This is a genomic window from Cobetia sp. MMG027 (assembly GCF_027947415.1).
GTDB classification, from domain to species: Bacteria; Pseudomonadota; Gammaproteobacteria; order Pseudomonadales; family Halomonadaceae; genus Cobetia; species Cobetia marina.
On record NZ_JAQJIO010000004.1, the window covers coordinates 193817 to 213100 of the forward strand.

Consider the following 19284-nt stretch of genomic DNA (forward strand, 5'->3'; position numbering starts at 1 on the left):
CATGGTCCCGCACGCCCGTACTGCTGGTATTCGTGATGCCATTGATGAGAATGCCCGAGGTGCCCGCCTCACGGCCCGTCCCGCGCGTCTGGCCCGTGCAATTCGTCTTGCTGCCATTGCCGGTTCCAGTGCGCTGTTGCTCAGCGCCTGTGGCAGTGGTGAAGATGAGCACGCCAGGCAGGTGGAGGCCGACAAGGCCGCCACCAATGATTCGGCGTTGATCGAGAAGGGCCTGTACATGGCACGCGCCAGTGATTGCGCTGCCTGTCATAGTACGCAAGATGGTGAAGAGTACGCCGGCGGCCTCGGTTTCGAAACGCCGGTCGGCAAGATCTTCGCTACCAACATCACCCCGGACACCGAACACGGCATCGGCAACTACACCCTCGAGGAGTACACCCGTGTACTGCGCGAAGGCGAGGCGGCCGATGGCCACAATCTCTATCCGGCGATGCCGTTCCCATCCTATGCACGTCTGACCGATGACGACATCAAGTCACTCTATGCCTGGAACATGCATGACGTGACGCCGAGCGCCACGCCGAACCGTGAGAGCGAGATTCCGTTCCCGCTCAACATGCGTTGGCCGATGGCGCTGTGGGAAGAGATCTTCTCGCCGCTGGAGCCCTGGCAGGATGACCCCGAGAAGAGCGCCGACTGGAACCGTGGCGCCTATCTCGTCCAGGGGCCGGGACACTGTGGCAGCTGTCACACCGAGCGTGGCATCGCCTTCCAGGAGAAGGCGCTGACAGGCGATGAGGACGGCTATCTCGGTGGTGCGATGATCGAAGGCTGGCGCTCCTTCAACCTGACGCCGGACATGCAGGATGGTCTGGGCAGCTGGAGTGAGCAGGATATCCAGACCTACCTCGCCACTGGCAACCTCAAGGGCAAGGCGCAGGCCGGCGGCCCGATGGCGGATGTCGTCACGCACTCCATGCGTCACATGAGCGAAGATGATCTGCGTGCCATTGCCGTCTATCTGAAGTCCATCCCGGCCGTGAATGGCAAGGGTGAGCAGGGCGAGGCGATCAATGATGGCGATCGCCAGGCGGAAGCCGAGCAGGCTAGCGAGCCTCAGGTCGCCACGCGGTTCAATCAGGGGGCACCGGCTGACGATGTCCTGTTGCTGCGCGGTCAGCCGCTCGACAAACGCCCGGATGACGAAGCGCTGATCGGTCAGCTGACGGATGCCACCCCCGGTGTGCGCCTGTATCTGGGCCACTGTGCCATGTGTCACGGGGCGGATGGTGCCGGCACTCAGGATGGCTATTACCCTTCGCTGTTCCACAACAGCGTGACCGGCAGTGTCTATCCGGACAACCTGGCGCAGGCGATTCTCAATGGCGTGCAGCGCGAGAACAATGGTCACAGCGTCTTCATGCCGGCCTTTGATGACAATCTGACCGACGGCGAGCTGATCAACCTGATGGACTACCTGGAGAATCGCTTCGGGGAAGGTCACCAGAGTGCCTCTCTCGCGGCACCTGATGCGCGTCGCCAGCAGTTGGCGGACAAGCTGGAAGAATGGCGCAAGCACTGAGGCGCCCTTGATCGTCCCCTCTTGCGCGAATGTGAACATGAATGTGAATGTGAACGTGAGAAGGGGGCAGGAATTGCCTGGCCAGTCGACGTGGCATGCGTGAAGACCGCCACGACGACTGGCCGATAGGCTCACCCGGCGCCAGAGACAACCAGTGCTGGCGCTATGGTGAGGATGGGGTAAAATTGCGCCAGGCAGGACACCGACATCACATTCATCCCGCTCGGTTGCGCTCAAATGCAGCACAAACTGAAGAACTGCGGTAGAATGTGCGCCCAGACTTTAGCTCTTTATCAATTATTCGAGGCAACATAGCAGTATGACCGACGCTACTCTTGACGATCAGCTTGCATCCCTGTTTCAGGAGCAGGACACCAAGCAGGACCAGAACGCCCGCATCAAGGAGCTGGAGCGTCAGCTGCGTGAAGCCAGCAAGGAAGCCGACAAGCTCCGCAATGCCCGTGACAAGGCAAAGAAGGAAGTCGAGGACCTGCGTGCTCGCAACGAGCGTCTGAGCGAGAAGGCAGCAGCCTCTGACAAGCACCGCAAGCAGGTCGAACACGAGTTCAACCAGAAGCTGGTGCAGTACAAGGCGCGTCTGGCCCGTGAACAGGCCATCGCCCAGTCCCGCATGATGCCGATGGCAGCCGCTGAAGAGCAGGCGGAGTCCGAGGACACCGCAGACGCCGCTTCCCTGGAAGACCTGGGTCTGAACGCTGCAGCTATCCGCGCGCTGACCGAAGCCGGCTACGATGACGTCGCCAAGGTCCGCAAGGCCCACGCTGACGGCGTGATCGCTGAGGTCAAGGGTATCGGTCCCAAGGCTCAGTCCCAGATCGCGGAAGCGCTGGACGCCTGATCGTCGCTGATGAATGAAAAAACCCGCCAATTGGCGGGTTTTTTTGTCTCTGGCTGACGCGCCTGGCGTTTGACGGTCCGAGGCGGCCTGAGGGGCAAGACAGTCTGGGATCAAGACGGCTCACGACTGTCTCTCATGACCGTCACTCACGGCTGGAGTTCGGGCCAGGTGACCTTGGCCTGCTGCTCGCCCAGCCAGTCATTGAGCGCCTGACGCATGTCACTGACGGCAAGCGCATCGCCATTCAGCGCATGTACCACCTGAGGCAGGCTTGGCGCTTCACCGGCCTGGACCGGCCACTCCTGCTTGAGCATGAAGGCCGCCTTCGTCGGGTCTTCCTGATGCAGGGTGCGTTGTGCCGCGGCGTGGGCCTGGCCCAGCTGTTGAAGCTCGGCATCGAGAGCGTCATCGGCGATGTCGGCGCGGCTGACCAGCAGCATGCGCGGAAGATCCAGCATGTTGGCGCGCGGCAGCCAATCCTTGGAGAGCGGGTGCAGGGCCACCAGACGGGAGGCGTCATCGCCACCCAGGAAGGCGGCATGCATCTTGCGACTGTTGATCAGCGCCTTGGGCGCATCGCCGGCGTACTCATCACCTTCCAGCGCTTCCAGCGAGCGCGGGCTCACCAGCTGCATGCTGGAACCGACCTTGACCTCGATCCACTGCTTGAGCGCCAGATGCGAGCGCGCATCACTGTCGCTGATCACCACCCGCACTGCACGCGTGGTGTCATTCAGGAAGCGGATCAGCATTTCCTGCGGCTCGAACAGCTTGGTATAGCGGATCAGCTCATCGCGTGCGACCAGGCTGACATCATCCAGGTCCGCGCCATCCAGTACCCGCAGCGGCACGCCGCTCTCGGCCAGTGCCTTGAGATTCCAGGGCGTCAGGTAGGCGGCGTCCAGCGTGCCATCACGCAGCCCCTTCATCACCTCATCCGCACTGGCGAATTGCGTCAGGGTCAGCGGTTCGCGCAGTGAGTCCTCGTGGGTACCTTCGGCTTCCAGCACGACGGCAGGGCTGGCGCTGACACCGGCGTCGGCAGGCATGCCGATCTCCAGGGCACTGGCCTTTTGGGCCAGCATCAAGCTGCCACCGGCGAGGCACCAGGCCGCCAGTGTGTGTCGCAGGGGCAGGCGTTGGGCACGCGGGGTGAGGGGGAAAGAGTCAAGCAGGGACATCTGGCACTCCGGCAACGGTAACAGAGAGGCGGTAACTCACCGCCATGACAGCGCTCACGCGTGGGCGCTCATGGTAGCCGTTCGCGGGCATGGTGTCAGGCGCGGCGCGGCGTCATGCCTCACCTTGAGCATGTGGAAGCCTTGCACACGAAAATGCCCCGCCACTCGAGAAGTGGCGGGGCATTTTCGTGTGCAGCGGTTGTCCCGAACGCCCTGGAGATCAGTCCGTGACACTCGGGTGGCCTGCTTCAGGAGCGTGAACGCGCGGCCTGCTCATCAAGCGCTCGGGCATCGCTTTCCGCGACCACGCCATCGCGGCGGGCGAAGTGGTCGACCCACAGCGCGATCACGCCGTCGCCGGTGACATTGGTGGCGGTGCCGAAGCTGTCCTGTGCCAGATACAGCGCGATCATCAGGCCAAGTTCCGCCTCGCCGAAGCCGAGCATGCTGCCCAGCACGCCCAGTGCGGCCATCACGGCGCCGCCCGGCGCACCGGGCGCGGCGATCATGGTCAGGCCCAGCATGATCAGGAAGGGGACGACTTCGCCGAGACTGGCGATGGCCAGGTCATGGCTCATCATCATCACGGCGGTAGCGCAGGTCACGATGGTGATGGTGGAGCCTGACAGATGGATGGTGGCACACAGCGGCACGCTGAAATCCGCCACTTCATCGCTGACCCCGTTGGCCTTGGTCTGACGCAGGCTGACCGGAATGGTCGCGGCGGAGGACATGGTGCCCAGCGCCGTCAGATAGGCGGGCAGCATGTTGCGCAGGAGTCCCAGCGGCGAGCGACGCTGGACGAGCCCGGTGATCAGATAGGCCGTGCTCAACCAGATCCAGTGCATCACGATGGCCAGCACCAGCACCTTCCAGAAGGTATCCAGTGTCGACAGTGCCTTGCCCTCATAGGCCATCTCGGCAAAGGTACCGGCGATGAACAGCGGCAGCAGCGGGATGATGACGCTGTTGAGGAACACGTCGACCACTTCACGTGATTCAAATACTGCGCTTTTCAGGGTCGGAAGCTCCCGACGACTGATGACGACACCGAAGACGAAGGCCAGTACCAGCGCCGTCATCACCGGCAACGCGGCCGGAATCTCGAGATCGAGGAAGGGGGCCAGTGCGTCGCGGCCTTCGGCCACGGTCGCCATGCCGGACAGCATGCCCGGCAGCAGATTGCTGGCGACCAGGAAGGCGAAGATGCCAGCGAGAATGGTGGAGCCATAGGCCATGCCGACGGTGCGTCCGAGCATGGCGCCTGAATTCTTCGGCAGAGAGGCGATGCCACTCATCACGTAGAACAGGATGATCAGCGGGATGGTGAAGTTGATCAGCTGGCCGATGATGACCTTGGCGGTCAGCGCCGCGCGGACCACGATATCCGGGGCCATCAGACCGATCAGAAGACCGGCGATGATGCCGAGGACAAGTTTGACGATGAGCTTCATGTGGATCTCGAGAGTTTGACGGGTTCTTGCCCTGAGTACAGGCCGTGAATCGCGTACCATCTCGCTGGTCGGCGGACTGCTGGTCGTCGCAGTCAGGCCACGCACCGAAATGGCGCGCAGAGTGTACCTGAATCGACTACCTGAATCATGGCGTCATTTGCCGCAGTCCGTGAGTGATGGCGGCATTCGCTGTCGTCGGGGCCCACGGACCCCTTGAGAGGGACGTTCAGGCCTTGTGGGAGGGCGCCGCTGGCCGGCGCTGTCTGAGCAGGTGATGCACGAGCGCCAGCGCCCCGAGCGTCAGCCCGAACACTGCCATGCCCTGCCAGCCGAAGAGGCTCATCATCTTGACCCCGACGGCCGAGCCCAGGCCGGCACCGGTGTAATAGCACAGCATGTAGACGGCATTCATGCGGCTCTGCGCCTCGGGGTCGATGGAGAAGACGCGTACCTGATTGGGAATCTGGGCGGCGAAGACCCCGAGATCCAGCAGGATGATGCCGATGATCAGCCCCGTCAGGCTGTCTCCCCAGAGGCCGAGTACCGCGAAGGCGGCCACCACCATCGTGAGCGCGAGGCTGATCAAGGGGCCTGCGCCGACACGATTGACCAGACGTCCCGACGCCTTGGCTCCGATGATCCCCGCCAGTCCGATGATGCCGAACAGTCCGGCTTGCTGAACGCTGTAATTAAAGGGCGTGTCGGTGACATGAAGTGCCAGTGTCGCCCACATGGCGTTGAAGGCCGCGAACCACAGTGCGCCGGTGAGCGCGGATTCGCGCAGCAGCGCATGGCGTTTCAGCAGCGTGAACATCGAGGCGATGAGCCTGGGATAGGCCATCTGCACCGCAGGGGCACGACTCGGCAGCTGACGATACAGTGACACACCGATGACGATGGCGAGGATGGCGGCGACCAGAAAGACGCTGCGCCAGCCCCAGTACTCGGCGATGCTGCCGCTCAGGGTGCGCGAGAGCAGGATGCCGATAGTCAGCCCCGTCATCAGCGTGCCGATCACCTTGCCGCGCCTCTGCGGTGTGGAGAGTGACGCGGCAAGCGGGATCAGCTGCTGGGTGATGTTGGCGCCCAGACCGACCACGAAACTCGCCACCAGCAATGGCCAGAGACTCGGGGCAAGAAAGACGCCCAGCGAGGCCACGGCCAGGGTGATGGACAGATTGCGGATCAACAGGCGTCTGTCCATGGTGTCGCCCAGCGGCGAGATCAGCAGGATCGCCACGGCATAACCGAACTGCGTGGCCGAGGGAATCATGCCGATGGTGCCCTGACTGACGCCGAGTGAGGCTGCCATGTCGGCCAGCAGCGGCTGGTTGTAATACAGGTTGGCTGCCGTGGCGGCCACGGCAATCGTCATCAGCAACAGCAGGCCGCGACTGATGGGGGAGGACTCGGGGGTCTCCGTGGTCGTCTCGTCTTGATGGCTCACCGAAAGGCTCCTCTTGCGCATTGTGCTGATGTGCGGATCTGACGCGCTGATCTGGCGTCGATCAAGGTGGCCTACGGTATGTCGCCATCACCTATAAGAGAAATGTTGATAATGGATATCTTTGATGCCGAGCTGTTATCAGCGGAAGCCTGATGATGCCCGGTCTACCCTCGAGACGCTCTCGCGCACGACCAGCGTGGGGGCAAGCTGGGTCTGGCCCGGGAAGGGAGAACCCTCCAGGCGGGCGATGAGCTGTTCCACCGCCGTGGTGCCGAGGTCATAGATCGGCTGGCGGATGGTGGTGAGTGCCGGGTTGAGGTAGGCGCTGATCTCGATGTCGTCGTAGCCGATGATCGACAGCTCGCGTGGGACCTCGAGGCCGAGATCCTGCGCGGCGCGCAGACAGCCCAGCGCCAGCAGGTCATTGAAGGCGAAGATGGCGTCCGGTCGATCCCCGGGGTCCGCCAGCAGCAGGTGAGCGGCGCGATGGCCATCTTCCAGCATCAGGTCGGTGGCGACCTGCCAGTCCTCCGGTACGCCCAGGCCGGCGGCCTTGAGCGCCCCGAGTGCTCCGCACAGGCGCTCCCGCGAGCGGGCGTGATCGCGTGGGCCGGTCAGCAGCGCGATGCGCTCGAGTCCACGGGATATCAGATGCTCGATGGCAAGCCTGCCCCCAAGGCGCGAGTCGTCGTTGACCACCGTCATGTCCCAGCCCGGTTGAGGGTCGGCGTCCATCATCACCGTCGGCAGTGGCAGGGCGCTGAGAGCCTGCAGAAAGCCCTCGCCGTTCTCGGCGGTCATCACCACCAGCCCATCGATGCGGCGATCGCGCAGTGTCTCGAGATAGCTGAGCTGCTTGGCATCGATGTCATCGCTGTTGCACAGGATCAGGCTGTAGCCTGCCTGATAGCAGCGGTCCTCGACTCCACGGATCACCTCGGCGAAGAACGGGTTGTGCGCGCTGGTGACGATCATCCCCAGCGTGCGGCTGCGATTGGATTTCAGCGCACGTGCCACGCTGTCCGGCCGATAGCCGAGTGCCGCGATGGCCTCGCGCACCCGCGCTTCGGTGTCCCTGGCGACGGGCCGAGTGGCATTCACCACATGTGAGACGGTGGTGACAGAAACGCCTGCCCGTGCCGCCACATCCTTGAGTCGAATCACGCTGCCTGTCCCCTGTCCCTAGTGGAATGATGCGTCTGTTCTGACGTCTGTCGTGGCGTGTTGGTGGCGCCGGTGGAGAGCGGTGACGAAGACGCCGGCACGAGGCCGGCGTCTTGGTGTCACGTCTCGCGGGCTCGCGCTTACTCGGTGATCAGCTTGAGCGGCACGTCGGTGGTCTTGTCGACGTCCTCGCCCTTGAGCAGCTTGTCGGCGACTTCCACGCCGAGACTGCCGATCAGTGACGGTTGCTGCGCGATGGTCGCGTCCATCTTGCCGGCCTGAACCGCCTTGATGCCTTCATCGGTGCCGTCGAAACCGACCAGCAGGATGTCCTTGCCGGCCGCCTGCAGCGCGCGCTGTGCGCCGAGGGCCATTTCATCGTTCTGCGCGAAGACGGCATTCACCTCAGGATGCGCCTGGAGCAGATTCTCCATCACGTTGAGGCCCTGGGTGCGATTGAAGTTGGCCGGCTGGCTGGCGATCAGGCTGATGTCCGAGTGACCCTCGATGGCCTTGAGGAAGCCTTCCCCACGGTCACGTGTCGCAGAGGCACCGGCCACGCCCTCAAGCTGGACGACCTTGCCTTCTCCGCCGAGTTTCTCGGCGATGAAGCTGCCGGCCAGTTCGCCACCCGCGACGTTGTCGGAGGCCACGTGGGCGGCGATTCGGCCGCCGTTGGCGCTACGATCCAGCGTCACCACCGGCACGTTGCGCGCATTGGCGGTACGCACGCTGGAGACGACGGCGTCGGAGTCGGTCGGGTTGACCAGCAGCAGGTCCACGCCACGTGACAGGGCGTCTTCCACGTTGGACAGCTCACGTGCGGCGTCATTGCTGGAATCCAGCACGATCAGCTCATGGCCGAGCTCCGCCGCCTTGTCCTTGGCACCCTGCTGCAGGCTGACGAAGAACGGGTTGTTGAGTGTGGACACGACCAGCGCGATCTTGTCCGCCATGGCGGATTGCACCGGCATCATGCTCAGACCGGCGGCGGTGATGGCGGTGGTCAGCGAGGAAACGAGCAGTTTTTTCATGGCGTGGTTCCTTTCATTGTTGTCGACGCCATCGTCTGGCGTCTTCGTTGTCGGCGACCCTGGCGATGCATGACCCCGTGGTTGGCGCACGGGATCGAGGGTCTTCGATGCTGCCGGGAATGAAATCGCAAGCGTCTTTCGCGCGCGTTCGAGACTATTTCTGGGCGCGGCTGTCGATCAGTACCGCGAGCAGGATGACGGCGCCCTTGGCGATCATCTGGAAGTAGCTTGAGACCCCCATGATGTTCAGCGCGTTGTTCAAGACCCCGATCACCAGTGCGCCGATCAAGGTGCCGAAGATGCGGCCTCGACCACCCATCAGGCTGGTGCCCCCGATGACGACGGCCGCGATGGCGTCGAGTTCGTATCCGGTGCCGGCATTCGGCTGTGCCGAACCCAGACGGGCGGCCAGGATGGCACCCGCCAGTGCCGCGAAGGCACCCGCGATGGCGTAGACGCTGATCTTGATGCGATTGACGTTGATGCCGGACAGGCGTGCCACCTTCTCGCCACCGCCGACCGCATAGACGTGACGGCCGAAGCGGGTGTGATGCAGCACGCCCCAGCACAGCACATAGACGAAGAACATCATGTAGATGGGAATCGGGACGCCCATCCAGTAGCCGCCGCCCAGGTTCCAGAAGCTGTCGGCGGCTTCATTGACGCCGATGGAGACCGGGCGACCATCGGTATAGACCAGCGTCGCGCCGCGCAGTACCGTCATCGCCACCAGGGTGACGATGAAGGCCTGGATGCGTCCGAAGGCGACGAACAGACCCGAGACTGCGCCCAGTGCGGCACCGGCGATGATGGTGCCGGGCACGCTCAGCCACGGTGACAGGCCGGCGGCGGTCATCGAGGCGGCGAAGGCGCCGGTCAGTGCCAGTACCGCACCCACTGACAGGTCGATACCGGCGGTGAGAATGACGAAGGTCACGCCCATGGCGATGATGGCGTTGATGCTGGTCTGGCGCAGCACGTTGAGCAGGTTGTCGGCAGACAGGAAGTTGTCGGACAGGCCGGCGCTGACGGCGATCAACAGTGCCAGCGCGATCAGTGCCTTGTTGTCGACCAGCAGGCGCATGATGTCGAGTCGACGGTCGCCGGCGGCGGAGGAAGTGGGAGTGGACATCAGTTCGGCATCTCGTGGCGGGAATCAGAAGACGTGTGTGGAGGGGTCGCTCGGGTGGCGCCAGTGCTGGCACTCAGCGGGCTCTCGAGACCGGAGGCGGCTGTCATGATCGCTTCCTGGGTGGCGTTCTCGCGGCTGAATTCACCGGAAATCCGGCCATCGGCCACCACGAGAATGCGATCCGCCAGACCCAGCAGCTCGGGCATTTCGGAGGAGATCAGCAGGATGCACTTGCCCTGACGCTTGAGCTCGTTGATCAGCAGGTAGATCTCGCGCTTGGCGCCGACATCGACACCGCGGGTCGGCTCATCGAGAATCACCAGCTCCGGTGCCGGCATCAGTGCCTTGGCCAGCGACACCTTCTGCTGATTGCCACCGGACAGCGTATCGACCGCCTGGGCGGTATCGCTGATCTTGATCTGCATGCTCTTGACGAACTGCTCGACCGCGGCGGCTTCCTCGCCGTGACGAATGCGCCCCAGCGCACCGCAGAAGTTCGGCAGGGCACTGAGAGACATGTTGCTGGCCACCGAGTGCGCCAGAATAAGTCCTGACTGCTTGCGATCTTCCGGCACATAGACCAGGCCTGCCGCCAGTGCCGCAGCCGGCGAGGGGAACTGCCCGGACTGTCCGTTGAAGGTCACGCTTCCCGCCGCGATGCGGGTATCACCGCACAGCGCGCGCGCAAGCTCGGTGCGTCCTGCGCCCATCAGGCCGCCGAAGCCGAGCACCTCACCGCGCCGCGCCGAGAAGCTGATGCCATTGACGCCCGGTGCGTGAAGCTCCTTCACCTCCAGCATCACCTCGCCATCAGGGGTGGCGGGCGTATAGGGATAGCGCTCGGCCAGTTCACGGCCGACCATCAGGCGAATCAAGCCATCCTCATCCAGTTCCGCAGTCGGCCCCTGATGGATCATCTGACCATCACGCAGCACGGCGACTTCATCGCACATGCTGAAGATCTCGTTGAGACGATGGGTGATCAGCACCAGTGAGCGTCCTTCACCGCGCAGCTCCGCGACCACCTCGGCCAGGATGTCCGTCTCGATGTCCGTCAGGGCATCGGTGGGCTCATCCATGATGATGATCTCGGCGTCAAGCGACAGGGCACGTGCGATCTCCACCATCTGCTGCTGACCGATGCTCAGTTCACTGACGGCGGTGCGTGAATCCAGTGTCTGGCGCAGGCGATCCAGCAGTTGGCGGGCATCGGCATGCAGGCGCTTCCAGTCGACGGTGCCAAGCGCAGTGCGTGGTTCACGCCCGAGGAAGATGTTCTCGCCAGCGGACAGGCCCGGCACCAGATTGAGTTCCTGGTGAATGATGGCGATACGACTGTCCATGGCCTGGCGTGGGGTGGTGAAGATGACTTCTTCATCGCGAAGCCACAGGGTGCCGGCGTCATAGCGATACACGCCGGAGAGAATCTTCATCAGCGTCGACTTGCCTGCGCCGTTCTCGCCAGCCAGCGCATGCACCCGGCCGGCGCGTAGCGTCAGGTCGACGCCCTTGAGCACGCTGACCCCGGAAAAGCCCTTGTCGATGCCGCGCAATGCCATCAGCACGCGCGGGGCAGCGTCCTCATTGACCTTGGGCGCTTGCGGGGTCGGATGCGTGACATCTTGCGTCTGCATGCCCATCAAAAGGGAACTCCGCAATGCAGGATCAGATTGGCGTAGGGCGTGCACTCACCGGTGCGCACGATCACGCTGGCCTTGGGGAGTTCGGCCTTGAAGGCCTCGTGCTCGATCACATGGCGCTCAAGCGGCTGGGCGTCACGCTGCTCCAGTGAGGCCAGGCGGGTCGAGAGCGCGTCGTGAAGCTCCGGGCTCTTGACCGCCAGCTCGCTGGCATGGGTCACGGCTTCGATGCACAGCTCTGCAAGCAGGGCGTCGAGCACCGGCAGCATGGCCGGCAGCCCGGGAATGACCGCCAGATCCACACAGGGGATATCGGCGGGAATCGGCAGGCCGGCATCGGCGATCACCAGGGTCTGGGTATGGCCGAGGCGAGCGATGTGCCCGCTGAGCGGCGCGTTAAGTAGGCCTTGTCGTTTCACGTCTCAGTCCTTGAATGAGGCAGGGGCGAGTCGATCCAGTCATTTACCTGACGGGTTCACCATGGGCGACAGTATGACGCGCAAACGTTTGCGGCGCGGTAGGCGAAACGTCGTAGCCCCTGTAGAGCGACTACTTTTTTGTAGTGAGGGGGTGAAAAGTCACGGGATACGTGGACAGCCGGACTTGGAGCAGACCATTGAGAAAGTTTTGCCCCTACCCAAAAAAACACCGCCTCTCAGGGCGGTGTTCTTGGTTATCTCTTTTTTATTGTCAATTTCGGCATGCCGTCAGGCGTGATCAGTAGCTCTCGCGCTCCGGCTCTGATTTGACGCGGCGCTCCTCTTCACTGAGGTGCTGGGCCTGCTCGTCGATATGGCCATCCAGATGCCAGTCGTCTTCCATGCCGGTGACGCGGTCATTCATCACGCCTTCCTCGTTGTCGACCTGCTGCACGACGCCTCCTTCTGTTTCAGAGGCCGCTTCCTGTTGCTGGGCGGCGAGTTCTTCTTCGCTACGCTCCGGCTCAGGTTCGGCATCGAAGTCGAATTCCAGCTGACCGGTCTCGGGCTCGGTGATGGCTTCCTCGACCCAGGCGGCACTCAGCGGACTGGTGGTGGAGGGCGCCACCACATAGTGACCGGGGTGATCGCCATCCTCGGCATCCAGCACCTGACGCGGCTTGCTGGTGACACTGGCGGCGAGAATCACGATCAGCACGTGGATGGCGGTCAGAGTATAGAGGAAGCCGACGGCCCCGAAGCGCTCCATCAGCAGGCCCGCGGTGAGCGGACCCAGAATCGCGCCCGCGCCATGCATTAGTACCAGCGTGCCGCTGGCGGAGATGATCTGTGGTGTGGTCAGCAGGTTGTTGGCTGCCGCCAGGAACAGCGAGTACTGGGTCAGGATCAACCCGCCGAGCCCCGCCCCCAGCAGCGCCATGGTCAGCATGCTGCCACCACTGAACGGCACGCCGCCGATGGACAGCGCGATCGCCCCGACACTGCAGCCCAGAATCACCTTCTTGGCCGAGAGCTTGTCGGAGAGCTTGCCCAGCGGCCATTGCAGCAGGGCGGCCCCCAGGATGAAGGCACCCATGAACCAGGAGACTTCCTGCACCGGCAGGCCGGCGCGGTCGGCATACACCGCGCCCATGCCGAAGACGGTGCCGTTGGCGATGCCGGTGGCGAAGCCGCCCAGGGTGCCCAGCGGTGCCAGGCGCAGCAGACGAACGATCCCCATGGCCTCCGGCTGCGCGCCTTCGGGTTGCGGTGAGGCAGACAGCAGCATCGGCACCAGCGCCAAGGACATGATCACCGAGACCAGGATGAACAGCAGATAGGTATTCGGGTTGGCGACGTTGAGCAGCAACTGGCCACCGCCCATGCCCAGATAGGTGATCACCATGTAGATGGCCAGCAGCCGGCCACGCATCTGGTTGGTCGCCTGGCTGTTGAGCCAGCTCTCCGCCACCACGTAGAGGCCGGCGAAGGCGAAGCCGGTGATGAAGCGCATCGCGATCCACACCTCGGGCACCACATAGAGCGCGTGGATCAGGATGCACACCGAGGTGATGGAGGCCAGCGCCGCGAAGGTGCGCACATGGCCGACCCGACGCAGCTTGCGCGGTGCAAGCGTCGAGCCCAGCAGGAAGCCGGCGAAGTAGGCCGACATGATGATGCCCGTCATGGTGTTGCTGAAGCCTTCCGAGGAGGCACGAATCCCCAACAGACTGCCCTGCAGTCCGTTGGCCAGCATCAGCATCCCCATTCCCAGCAGCAGCGACCACAGAACGACCGCCGCGCCCAGACTGCTGGTCGGCTGCAGTCGCTTGGGCGGCGTGTCGAGCGGCTCGGTCTCGAAGGTGGGAGTGGGTATGGCTTCCTGCTGGGGGTGCGGCATGGAAGGGGCCTCATCGGTCAAGGTCGGTACCGTTTGAGCGGTGCCGACGAGATGTCAGGTACGACACTTGCGTGCGTGGTGATGGTCAGTCGTGGTTGGTCCTTGCGGGAACGGCGCTCAGTCTACCGACCGAATCCGCAGTCTGCGACCCGTGGCGCGCCATTGCGTGGATGAAAGGCGACAGATCTGGAAATTTGTCGCAATGATGTAATGGGCTGGGTGGATATACAGTCCCCCGTGAAATCCTGACCTCGGAGGGGCTGGGGGCACGCTGGCGTTGTAAAAGGCACGGCATCAAGCAAAGGGAAATATCCTGAAACTCCCTGTTGGAGGGGGCTGCACCAAGGTTGGCCCTCTTGAATCGCTAGACACACTCCTTGGCAACACACGTTGATGACACCACATGGTCGAGCGTTTCGTACGCAAAAAGTCTCGGAAAACCCGAGGAGTGGATGTATATACAGTAATAGTGATGGAGCGAGATAGCATGTGAGCGTCGAAAAAGCGCCGATCTGTCGCATGGTCGAATGGTCAGCGACCAAAGTAGATGCGAATCTGCCCGAGGACACACTCAATAACATCATAATCAAGAGGTTATTCATGACCCTGACCGCCGCACTCGCCAACGCTGATTCCGCCTCCGGAACTGACACCGTCTCTCATCAATGGCATCGCCACGCTTCAATGTCTGCAACTCCTTCCACTACTTCTTCGCGTGTTGCCGCCCCGAGTCGCGCTGCCCTGATGGCTGGCGTGCTTGGCCTGGCTCTGCTGTCACCACTGATGGCGAGTGATGCCGAGGCCCGCGAGCTGTCCGTCTCCACCGTGCTGTCGGATACCTTCCCGTGGGGACAGGCGGCCGAGAAGTGGGCGGAACTGGTAGAGGAGCGCTCCGGTGGCGAGCTTACCCTGCGTGTCTATCCGAATGCCCAGCTGGTGGCGGGAGATCAGACCAAGGAGTTCTCGGCCATGCGTCAGGGGCTGATCGATCTCGCGGTGGGCTCGACCATCAACTGGTCGCCCCAGGTGCCGGAGCTCAACCTGTTCTCGCTGCCGTTCCTGATGCCGGACCACGACGCCATCGATGCGCTGACCCAGGGTGAGTCGGGCAAGCAGGTCTTCGCCGCCATCGAGTCCAAGGGCATCATGCCGCTGGCGTGGGGCGAGAACGGCTTCCGTGAGGTGTCCAATTCCTCGAAGTCGATCACCTCGCCGGACGACTTGAAGGGCCTGAAGATTCGTGTGGTGGGCTCGCCGCTGTTCCAGGACACCTTCACGGCGCTGGGCGCCAATCCGACCCAGATGAGCTGGGCGGATGCCAAGCCGGCGCTGACCACCGGTGCGGTGGATGGTCAGGAGAACCCGCTGTCGGTGTTCGATGTGGCACGGATCGATCAGGTCGGTCAGACCCATCTGACCCTCTGGCACTACATGGCGGACCCGTTGATCTTCGCTGCCAACCAGCGTGTCTGGAAGTCGCTCAGCGAACAGGAGCGCACTCTGCTGACCGAGACCGCCAGGGAAGCGGGTGCCTGGGAGATCGCCATGAGTCGTGAAGGCAATGCCCAGCGGCTGGCGGATATCGAGGCGCGCGGCGTGAATGTCGTCAAGCTCGATGACGATGCGATGCAGGCCTTCCGCGATGCCACCCAGTCGGTCTACGAAAGCTGGACACCGAAGATCGGTGAGGCGCTGGTGGAGACGGCACGTGCCGAGGTCGAGGCCTCGCGCTGAGTCTGGTCATGATCGCCGCTGCTCACGGAGCAGATGACATCGGGAATAATGCGGTCTGTGCGCGTTATTGAGTGAAGAACCACGCCGGGGCCTGACAGCCTCGGCGTTCGTGTGGATCGCGTGTCATGTCGCAAAATTCGCAACAACCGTCTCAACAAGCCTCACATCAAACCGGCACCAGCGGAGCGCCTACTCCCACGGACAGGCCACCGCCACGCGTGCGGCCGGAATCCTGGCTGGCGGCGCTGGCGCTGGGCCTGATCGGCATCATCAGTCTGGCCAACGTGGTGGTGCGTTACGCCACCGATGCCTCCTTTGCCTTCACCGAGGAATTCTCGGTCTTCCTGCTGGTGTTGCTGACGCTGGCGGGCGCCTCGGTGGCGATTCGCCGTCAGTCACATATTCGTATCGCGCTGCTGGAAGACGTGCTGCCGTTGCCGCTGTGGCGACTGGTGGTGGTGTTGCAGACCCTGGCGGTACTTGTCGTGCTTGGATTGGTCGTCTGGTTTGGCGGCACCTTCGCGCTGGAGGAGTATCAGTGGGAGTCGCTGTCACCGGGACTGGGCCTGCCCAACTGGTGGTACGTGATCTGGCTGCCGATATTGGCGCTGGCGATGGCCTGGCGCCAGCTGCAGCAATGTGTCGAGCGTCTTGCGCAAGGGCCTGGTCATGGACCCGGTCAGGATGCGTCGCCGGAGCACAAGGAGTCAGATCATGAGTCCTGATCTCTGGTTGCTCGCAAGCTTCGCCGCGCTGTTGATACTCGGCGTGCCGGTCGCCTTCGCGCTGGGGCTGTCGGGTGCGGTGGGTATCGTCGCGGGGCTGCCGGTCAGCATGCTGGCCACCTTGGGGACCAATACCTACAACAGCATTGCCAAGTATCCGCTGATCGCCATTCCATTGTTCATCCTGACGGGGCTGGTGTTCGAGCGTGCCGGAGTGGCGGCGCGGCTGGTGCGCTTCGCCCAGGCGTTGATCGGGCCACGTCACGGCGGACTCGCCCTGGTGGCGGTGCTGGTGTGTCTGATCATGGGCGGCATGAGTGGTTCCGGCCCGGCGGATGCCGCCGCGGTGGCGATGGTGATGATTCCCAGCATGACACGGGCGGGCTATCCCAAGGCGTTCTCGGCGACGCTGATTGCGGCCTCGGCCTCCACGGCGATCCTGATCCCGCCCTCCATCGCGTTGATCCTCTATTCCATCGTGGTGCCGGGGGTGGATCTGCGCGCGCTGTTTGCCGCAGGGCTGATTCCGGGCTTACTGGTCGGTGCGGCACTGCTGGTACCGGCCTGGGTGCTGTCGCGGCGCTATCGTTGGGAAGATCCGACTCAGGTGGAACGTATCGCGCTGGGTCCGGCGTTCCGCTCAGCGATTCCGGCGCTGCTGGCACCGGTGATCATCCTCGGCGGGCTGCGCTCAGGCCTCTTCACGCCCACGGAAGCGGCGGTGGTGGCGGCCGCCTACGGGCTGTGTGTCGGGCTCTTCATCACCCGTGAGCTCAAGCTCTCTCAGGTGTGGGAACTGCTCAGGGAAGCAGCGGTGATCTCGGGGGTGGTGATGCTGATCATCGCGCTGGCGGGCATATTCGCCTGGGCCGGCACCATGCTGGGTACCTTCCGCCATCTCGCCGAGTGGTTGATCACGCTGTCCGATAGCGGCACGACGCTGCTGATTCTGGTGATGGTGGCGGTACTGATCGCCGGGATGCTGCTGGATGCGGTCTCCATCTACCTGATCCTGATGCCGGTGCTGATTCCGGTGATGCAGCACTTCGGGTGGCATCCGGTATGGTTCGGCATCCTGCTGGCGATGAACATCGCGATCGGCCAGTTCACGCCGCCGGTGGCCGTCAATCTGATGGTGACCAGCAGTGTGGCCGGTGTTCGACTCGAGAAGACCGTCGGATGGGCGATGGTCTTTGTCGTGGCGATGCTCGCGGCCCTGGCAGTGGTGATGCTGTTCCCGGAACTGGCGCTATGGCTGCCGCGCATCCTCGGTTATGCCGTGTAACGCAACCGAGTGAGCGCGTTGTTGAGTGCGAAAGCGGAGCGGAGCCTTCAAAAGCGGCTTGTCGAGAGGCAAGCCGCTTGTCATGACTGCCACACCCACCAGATGTTCAGCCCGGACGCTGACTTCACCCGCGCGCCTACTGGAAAATCCAGCAGGGGGAAGCACTTGCGCACTGTCGCGTCTCATCACGGGCACGTGGCAACTCGCCTGATAAATGTTAGCCTGCATATATTCTTGTGGGGTGGCGGGCGCTTGAGACCTTGAATGCAGGCGGACCAGCCTCCATAGGTTGACGTTGACTGAGCGTCAATGCTGGCGACCAATCTCGCCTATCGCTCCCCGCATGCGTGATCTCACCTCCAGAGGATCTCCAAGGACATGTGTCGATGAACGAAACACCCCCTGACATGCCATTGGCAGGTTTCAATGCACTGCACGAGATGGTGGTGGGAGAATTCCTGATCAGCCCCATGCTGGTCTATGCGCTGGCGGCGCTGGTGATCGCCGGGTTGATTCGCTCGTTGCTGCACCGGGTGCTTGCCAATCATGAGCTATGGTTCGAAGCCTGGTTCGACATCTCGCTCTTCATCATCTGTCTGACGGGAATCGTCGCACTGGTGACCTGACGCCTTCACCGAATCGCGTCTGGTCCGTCACTCATCGTCATCGCGACAGCGCTCGCGTCGCAAGCGTCAGATGTCCCTCGTCATTCACCTGTCGCGTCACTGTCGCAACGTCACCCCATCTTCGAAGGCGGTCGAGCTCAGGCGTCACTGGCAAGCATCACTCTGCGCAATCTCGTGTGAGCCGAGGCTCCCGTCAGGATCAACTCTTCAAGGAAACTGCATGAGCAAGTCTCGACAGAAAGTCGTGAAATGGGTCATTACCCTGTGTCTGGTGGCCGTGGCGGTCTGGTGTGCCATCTGGCTGTGGAAGACCTACATGTACAGTCCCTGGACGCGGGATGCTCGCGTGCGTGCCGAGGTGATCACGCTGAGCCCTGACGTGTCCGGCTGGGTGAGTGAGCTCAACGTGGCGGACACCACTCGCGTCAAGCAGGGCGACGTGATTCTGCAGATCGACCAGGCCCGCTATGCGGCGGCGCTGGCTCAGGCCAAGGCGAGTCTGGCCAGTGCCAAGGCCACCTTGCGGCTCAAGGAGCATGAAGCCAATCGACGCAGTCGCCTGACCAACCGGGCGATCAGTGAAGAGGAGCGTGACAGTGCTCGTCTCGAGGCCGAGGTGGCTCGCGCCGATGTGCAGCAGGCCGAGGCGGCGCTTCAATCCGCGCAACTGGATCTTGACCGTACCCAGCTGACCGCCCCGGCGGATGGCAGCATCCTCAACATGCACCTGACGCAGGGCAACTATGTGACGGCGGGTACTTCGGTCATGGCGTTGATCAAGGATGACTCCTTCTATCTCAGCGCCTATTTCCAGGAAACCAAGCTGCAGCATGTGCGCAAGGGAGATCCGGTCCAGATCACGCTGATGAGCGGCAACAAGGACTTCAAGGGCCGTGTCGTGGGAATCGGTGAGGGGATCGCCGATGACAATACCGCGACCAATGCCCAGCAGCTGCCGCAGGTGAGTGCGACCTTCAGCTGGGTACGCCTGGCACAGCGCATCCCGGTGAGAGTGGAGTTCGATGATATCGAGGCGGTACGGGCGTCCGGGGTCAATCTGGCGGCAGGCATGACGGCGAGTGTCCGGCTGCTCAGTGACATCACCGATGCCGAGGACAGCGGCCACGGAGCACCTTGATCG

At 63.1% G+C, this 19284-nt stretch carries 16 protein-coding genes; 7 read left to right on the forward strand and 9 right to left on the reverse strand.

The window, feature by feature from the left end; genetic code table 11:
- Position 1 precedes the first annotated feature (1 nt).
- Both PJK54_RS06715 and PJK54_RS06720 read left to right on the forward strand, forming a co-directional pair.
- Positions 2–1543: a c-type cytochrome gene (locus PJK54_RS06715; RefSeq protein ID WP_271302536.1), complete on the forward strand. Its 1542-nt coding sequence runs from the start codon at positions 2–4 to the stop codon at positions 1541–1543.
- 319 nt (positions 1544–1862) lie between these two features.
- Complete coding sequence (locus PJK54_RS06720) at positions 1863–2402, forward strand: hypothetical protein (RefSeq protein WP_077376142.1); 540 nt, start codon at positions 1863–1865, stop codon at positions 2400–2402.
- 146 nt (positions 2403–2548) lie between these two features.
- Here the strand turns inward: PJK54_RS06720 and PJK54_RS06725 are convergent, their stop codons facing one another.
- The 9 genes from PJK54_RS06725 to PJK54_RS06765 all read right to left on the reverse strand — a co-directional run bounded on the left by PJK54_RS06725 (position 2549) and on the right by PJK54_RS06765 (position 13773).
- Positions 2549–3583 (reverse strand): hypothetical protein, encoded by a 1035-nt coding sequence (locus PJK54_RS06725; protein WP_271302537.1) that lies wholly within the window; start codon positions 3581–3583, stop codon positions 2549–2551.
- Between the two features lie 248 nt (positions 3584–3831).
- Positions 3832–5037 carry a dicarboxylate/amino acid:cation symporter gene (locus PJK54_RS06730; protein WP_271302538.1) on the reverse strand — a complete coding sequence of 402 codons (1206 nt, stop codon included), beginning with the start codon at positions 5035–5037 and terminating at the stop codon, positions 3832–3834.
- A 226-nt stretch (positions 5038–5263) separates the two neighbouring features.
- Complete coding sequence (locus tag PJK54_RS06735) at positions 5264–6484, reverse strand: MFS transporter (RefSeq protein WP_271302539.1); 1221 nt, start codon at positions 6482–6484, stop codon at positions 5264–5266.
- Between the two features lie 138 nt (positions 6485–6622).
- On the reverse strand, positions 6623–7648 hold the full coding sequence (locus PJK54_RS06740; RefSeq protein ID WP_271302540.1) for a LacI family DNA-binding transcriptional regulator: 1026 nt from the start codon (positions 7646–7648) through the stop codon (positions 6623–6625).
- 140 nt (positions 7649–7788) lie between these two features.
- The gene (gene rbsB / locus PJK54_RS06745; protein WP_084208618.1) at positions 7789–8682 is read right to left on the reverse strand and encodes a ribose ABC transporter substrate-binding protein RbsB; all 894 of its coding nucleotides are present in this window, start codon (positions 8680–8682) and stop codon (positions 7789–7791) included.
- 154 nt (positions 8683–8836) lie between these two features.
- Entirely contained in the window at positions 8837–9814 is a 978-nt protein-coding gene (gene rbsC, locus PJK54_RS06750) for a ribose ABC transporter permease (RefSeq protein WP_271302541.1), read from the reverse strand.
- Positions 9814–11448: a sugar ABC transporter ATP-binding protein gene (locus tag PJK54_RS06755; RefSeq protein ID WP_271302542.1), complete on the reverse strand. Its 1635-nt coding sequence runs from the start codon at positions 11446–11448 to the stop codon at positions 9814–9816. The genes rbsC and PJK54_RS06755 overlap by 1 nt, the downstream gene beginning before the upstream one ends.
- A gap of 5 nt (positions 11449–11453) precedes the next feature.
- Positions 11454–11873: a D-ribose pyranase gene (rbsD, locus tag PJK54_RS06760; RefSeq protein ID WP_271302543.1), complete on the reverse strand. Its 420-nt coding sequence runs from the start codon at positions 11871–11873 to the stop codon at positions 11454–11456.
- Between the two features lie 298 nt (positions 11874–12171).
- A complete protein-coding gene (locus PJK54_RS06765) occupies positions 12172–13773 on the reverse strand; it encodes an MFS transporter (RefSeq protein ID WP_271302544.1) in 1602 nt (533 codons plus the stop codon).
- A 744-nt stretch (positions 13774–14517) separates the two neighbouring features.
- Here PJK54_RS06765 and PJK54_RS06770 point away from each other — a divergent pair.
- The 5 genes from PJK54_RS06770 to PJK54_RS06790 all read left to right on the forward strand — a co-directional run bounded on the left by PJK54_RS06770 (position 14518) and on the right by PJK54_RS06790 (position 19281).
- Positions 14518–15507: a DctP family TRAP transporter solute-binding subunit gene (locus tag PJK54_RS06770; RefSeq protein ID WP_271302604.1), complete on the forward strand. Its 990-nt coding sequence runs from the start codon at positions 14518–14520 to the stop codon at positions 15505–15507.
- Between the two features lie 218 nt (positions 15508–15725).
- Positions 15726–16232: a TRAP transporter small permease gene (locus PJK54_RS06775; RefSeq protein ID WP_271302545.1), complete on the forward strand. Its 507-nt coding sequence runs from the start codon at positions 15726–15728 to the stop codon at positions 16230–16232.
- Positions 16222–17517: a TRAP transporter large permease gene (locus PJK54_RS06780; protein WP_271302546.1), complete on the forward strand. Its 1296-nt coding sequence runs from the start codon at positions 16222–16224 to the stop codon at positions 17515–17517. Before PJK54_RS06775 ends, PJK54_RS06780 begins: the two co-directional genes overlap by 11 nt.
- 386 nt (positions 17518–17903) lie before the next feature.
- The gene (locus PJK54_RS06785) at positions 17904–18143 is read left to right on the forward strand and encodes a DUF1656 domain-containing protein (protein ID WP_240499517.1); all 240 of its coding nucleotides are present in this window, start codon (positions 17904–17906) and stop codon (positions 18141–18143) included.
- A 220-nt stretch (positions 18144–18363) separates the two neighbouring features.
- Positions 18364–19281 (forward strand): efflux RND transporter periplasmic adaptor subunit, encoded by a 918-nt coding sequence (locus tag PJK54_RS06790; protein ID WP_077376306.1) that lies wholly within the window; start codon positions 18364–18366, stop codon positions 19279–19281.
- Positions 19282–19284 lie beyond the last annotated feature (3 nt).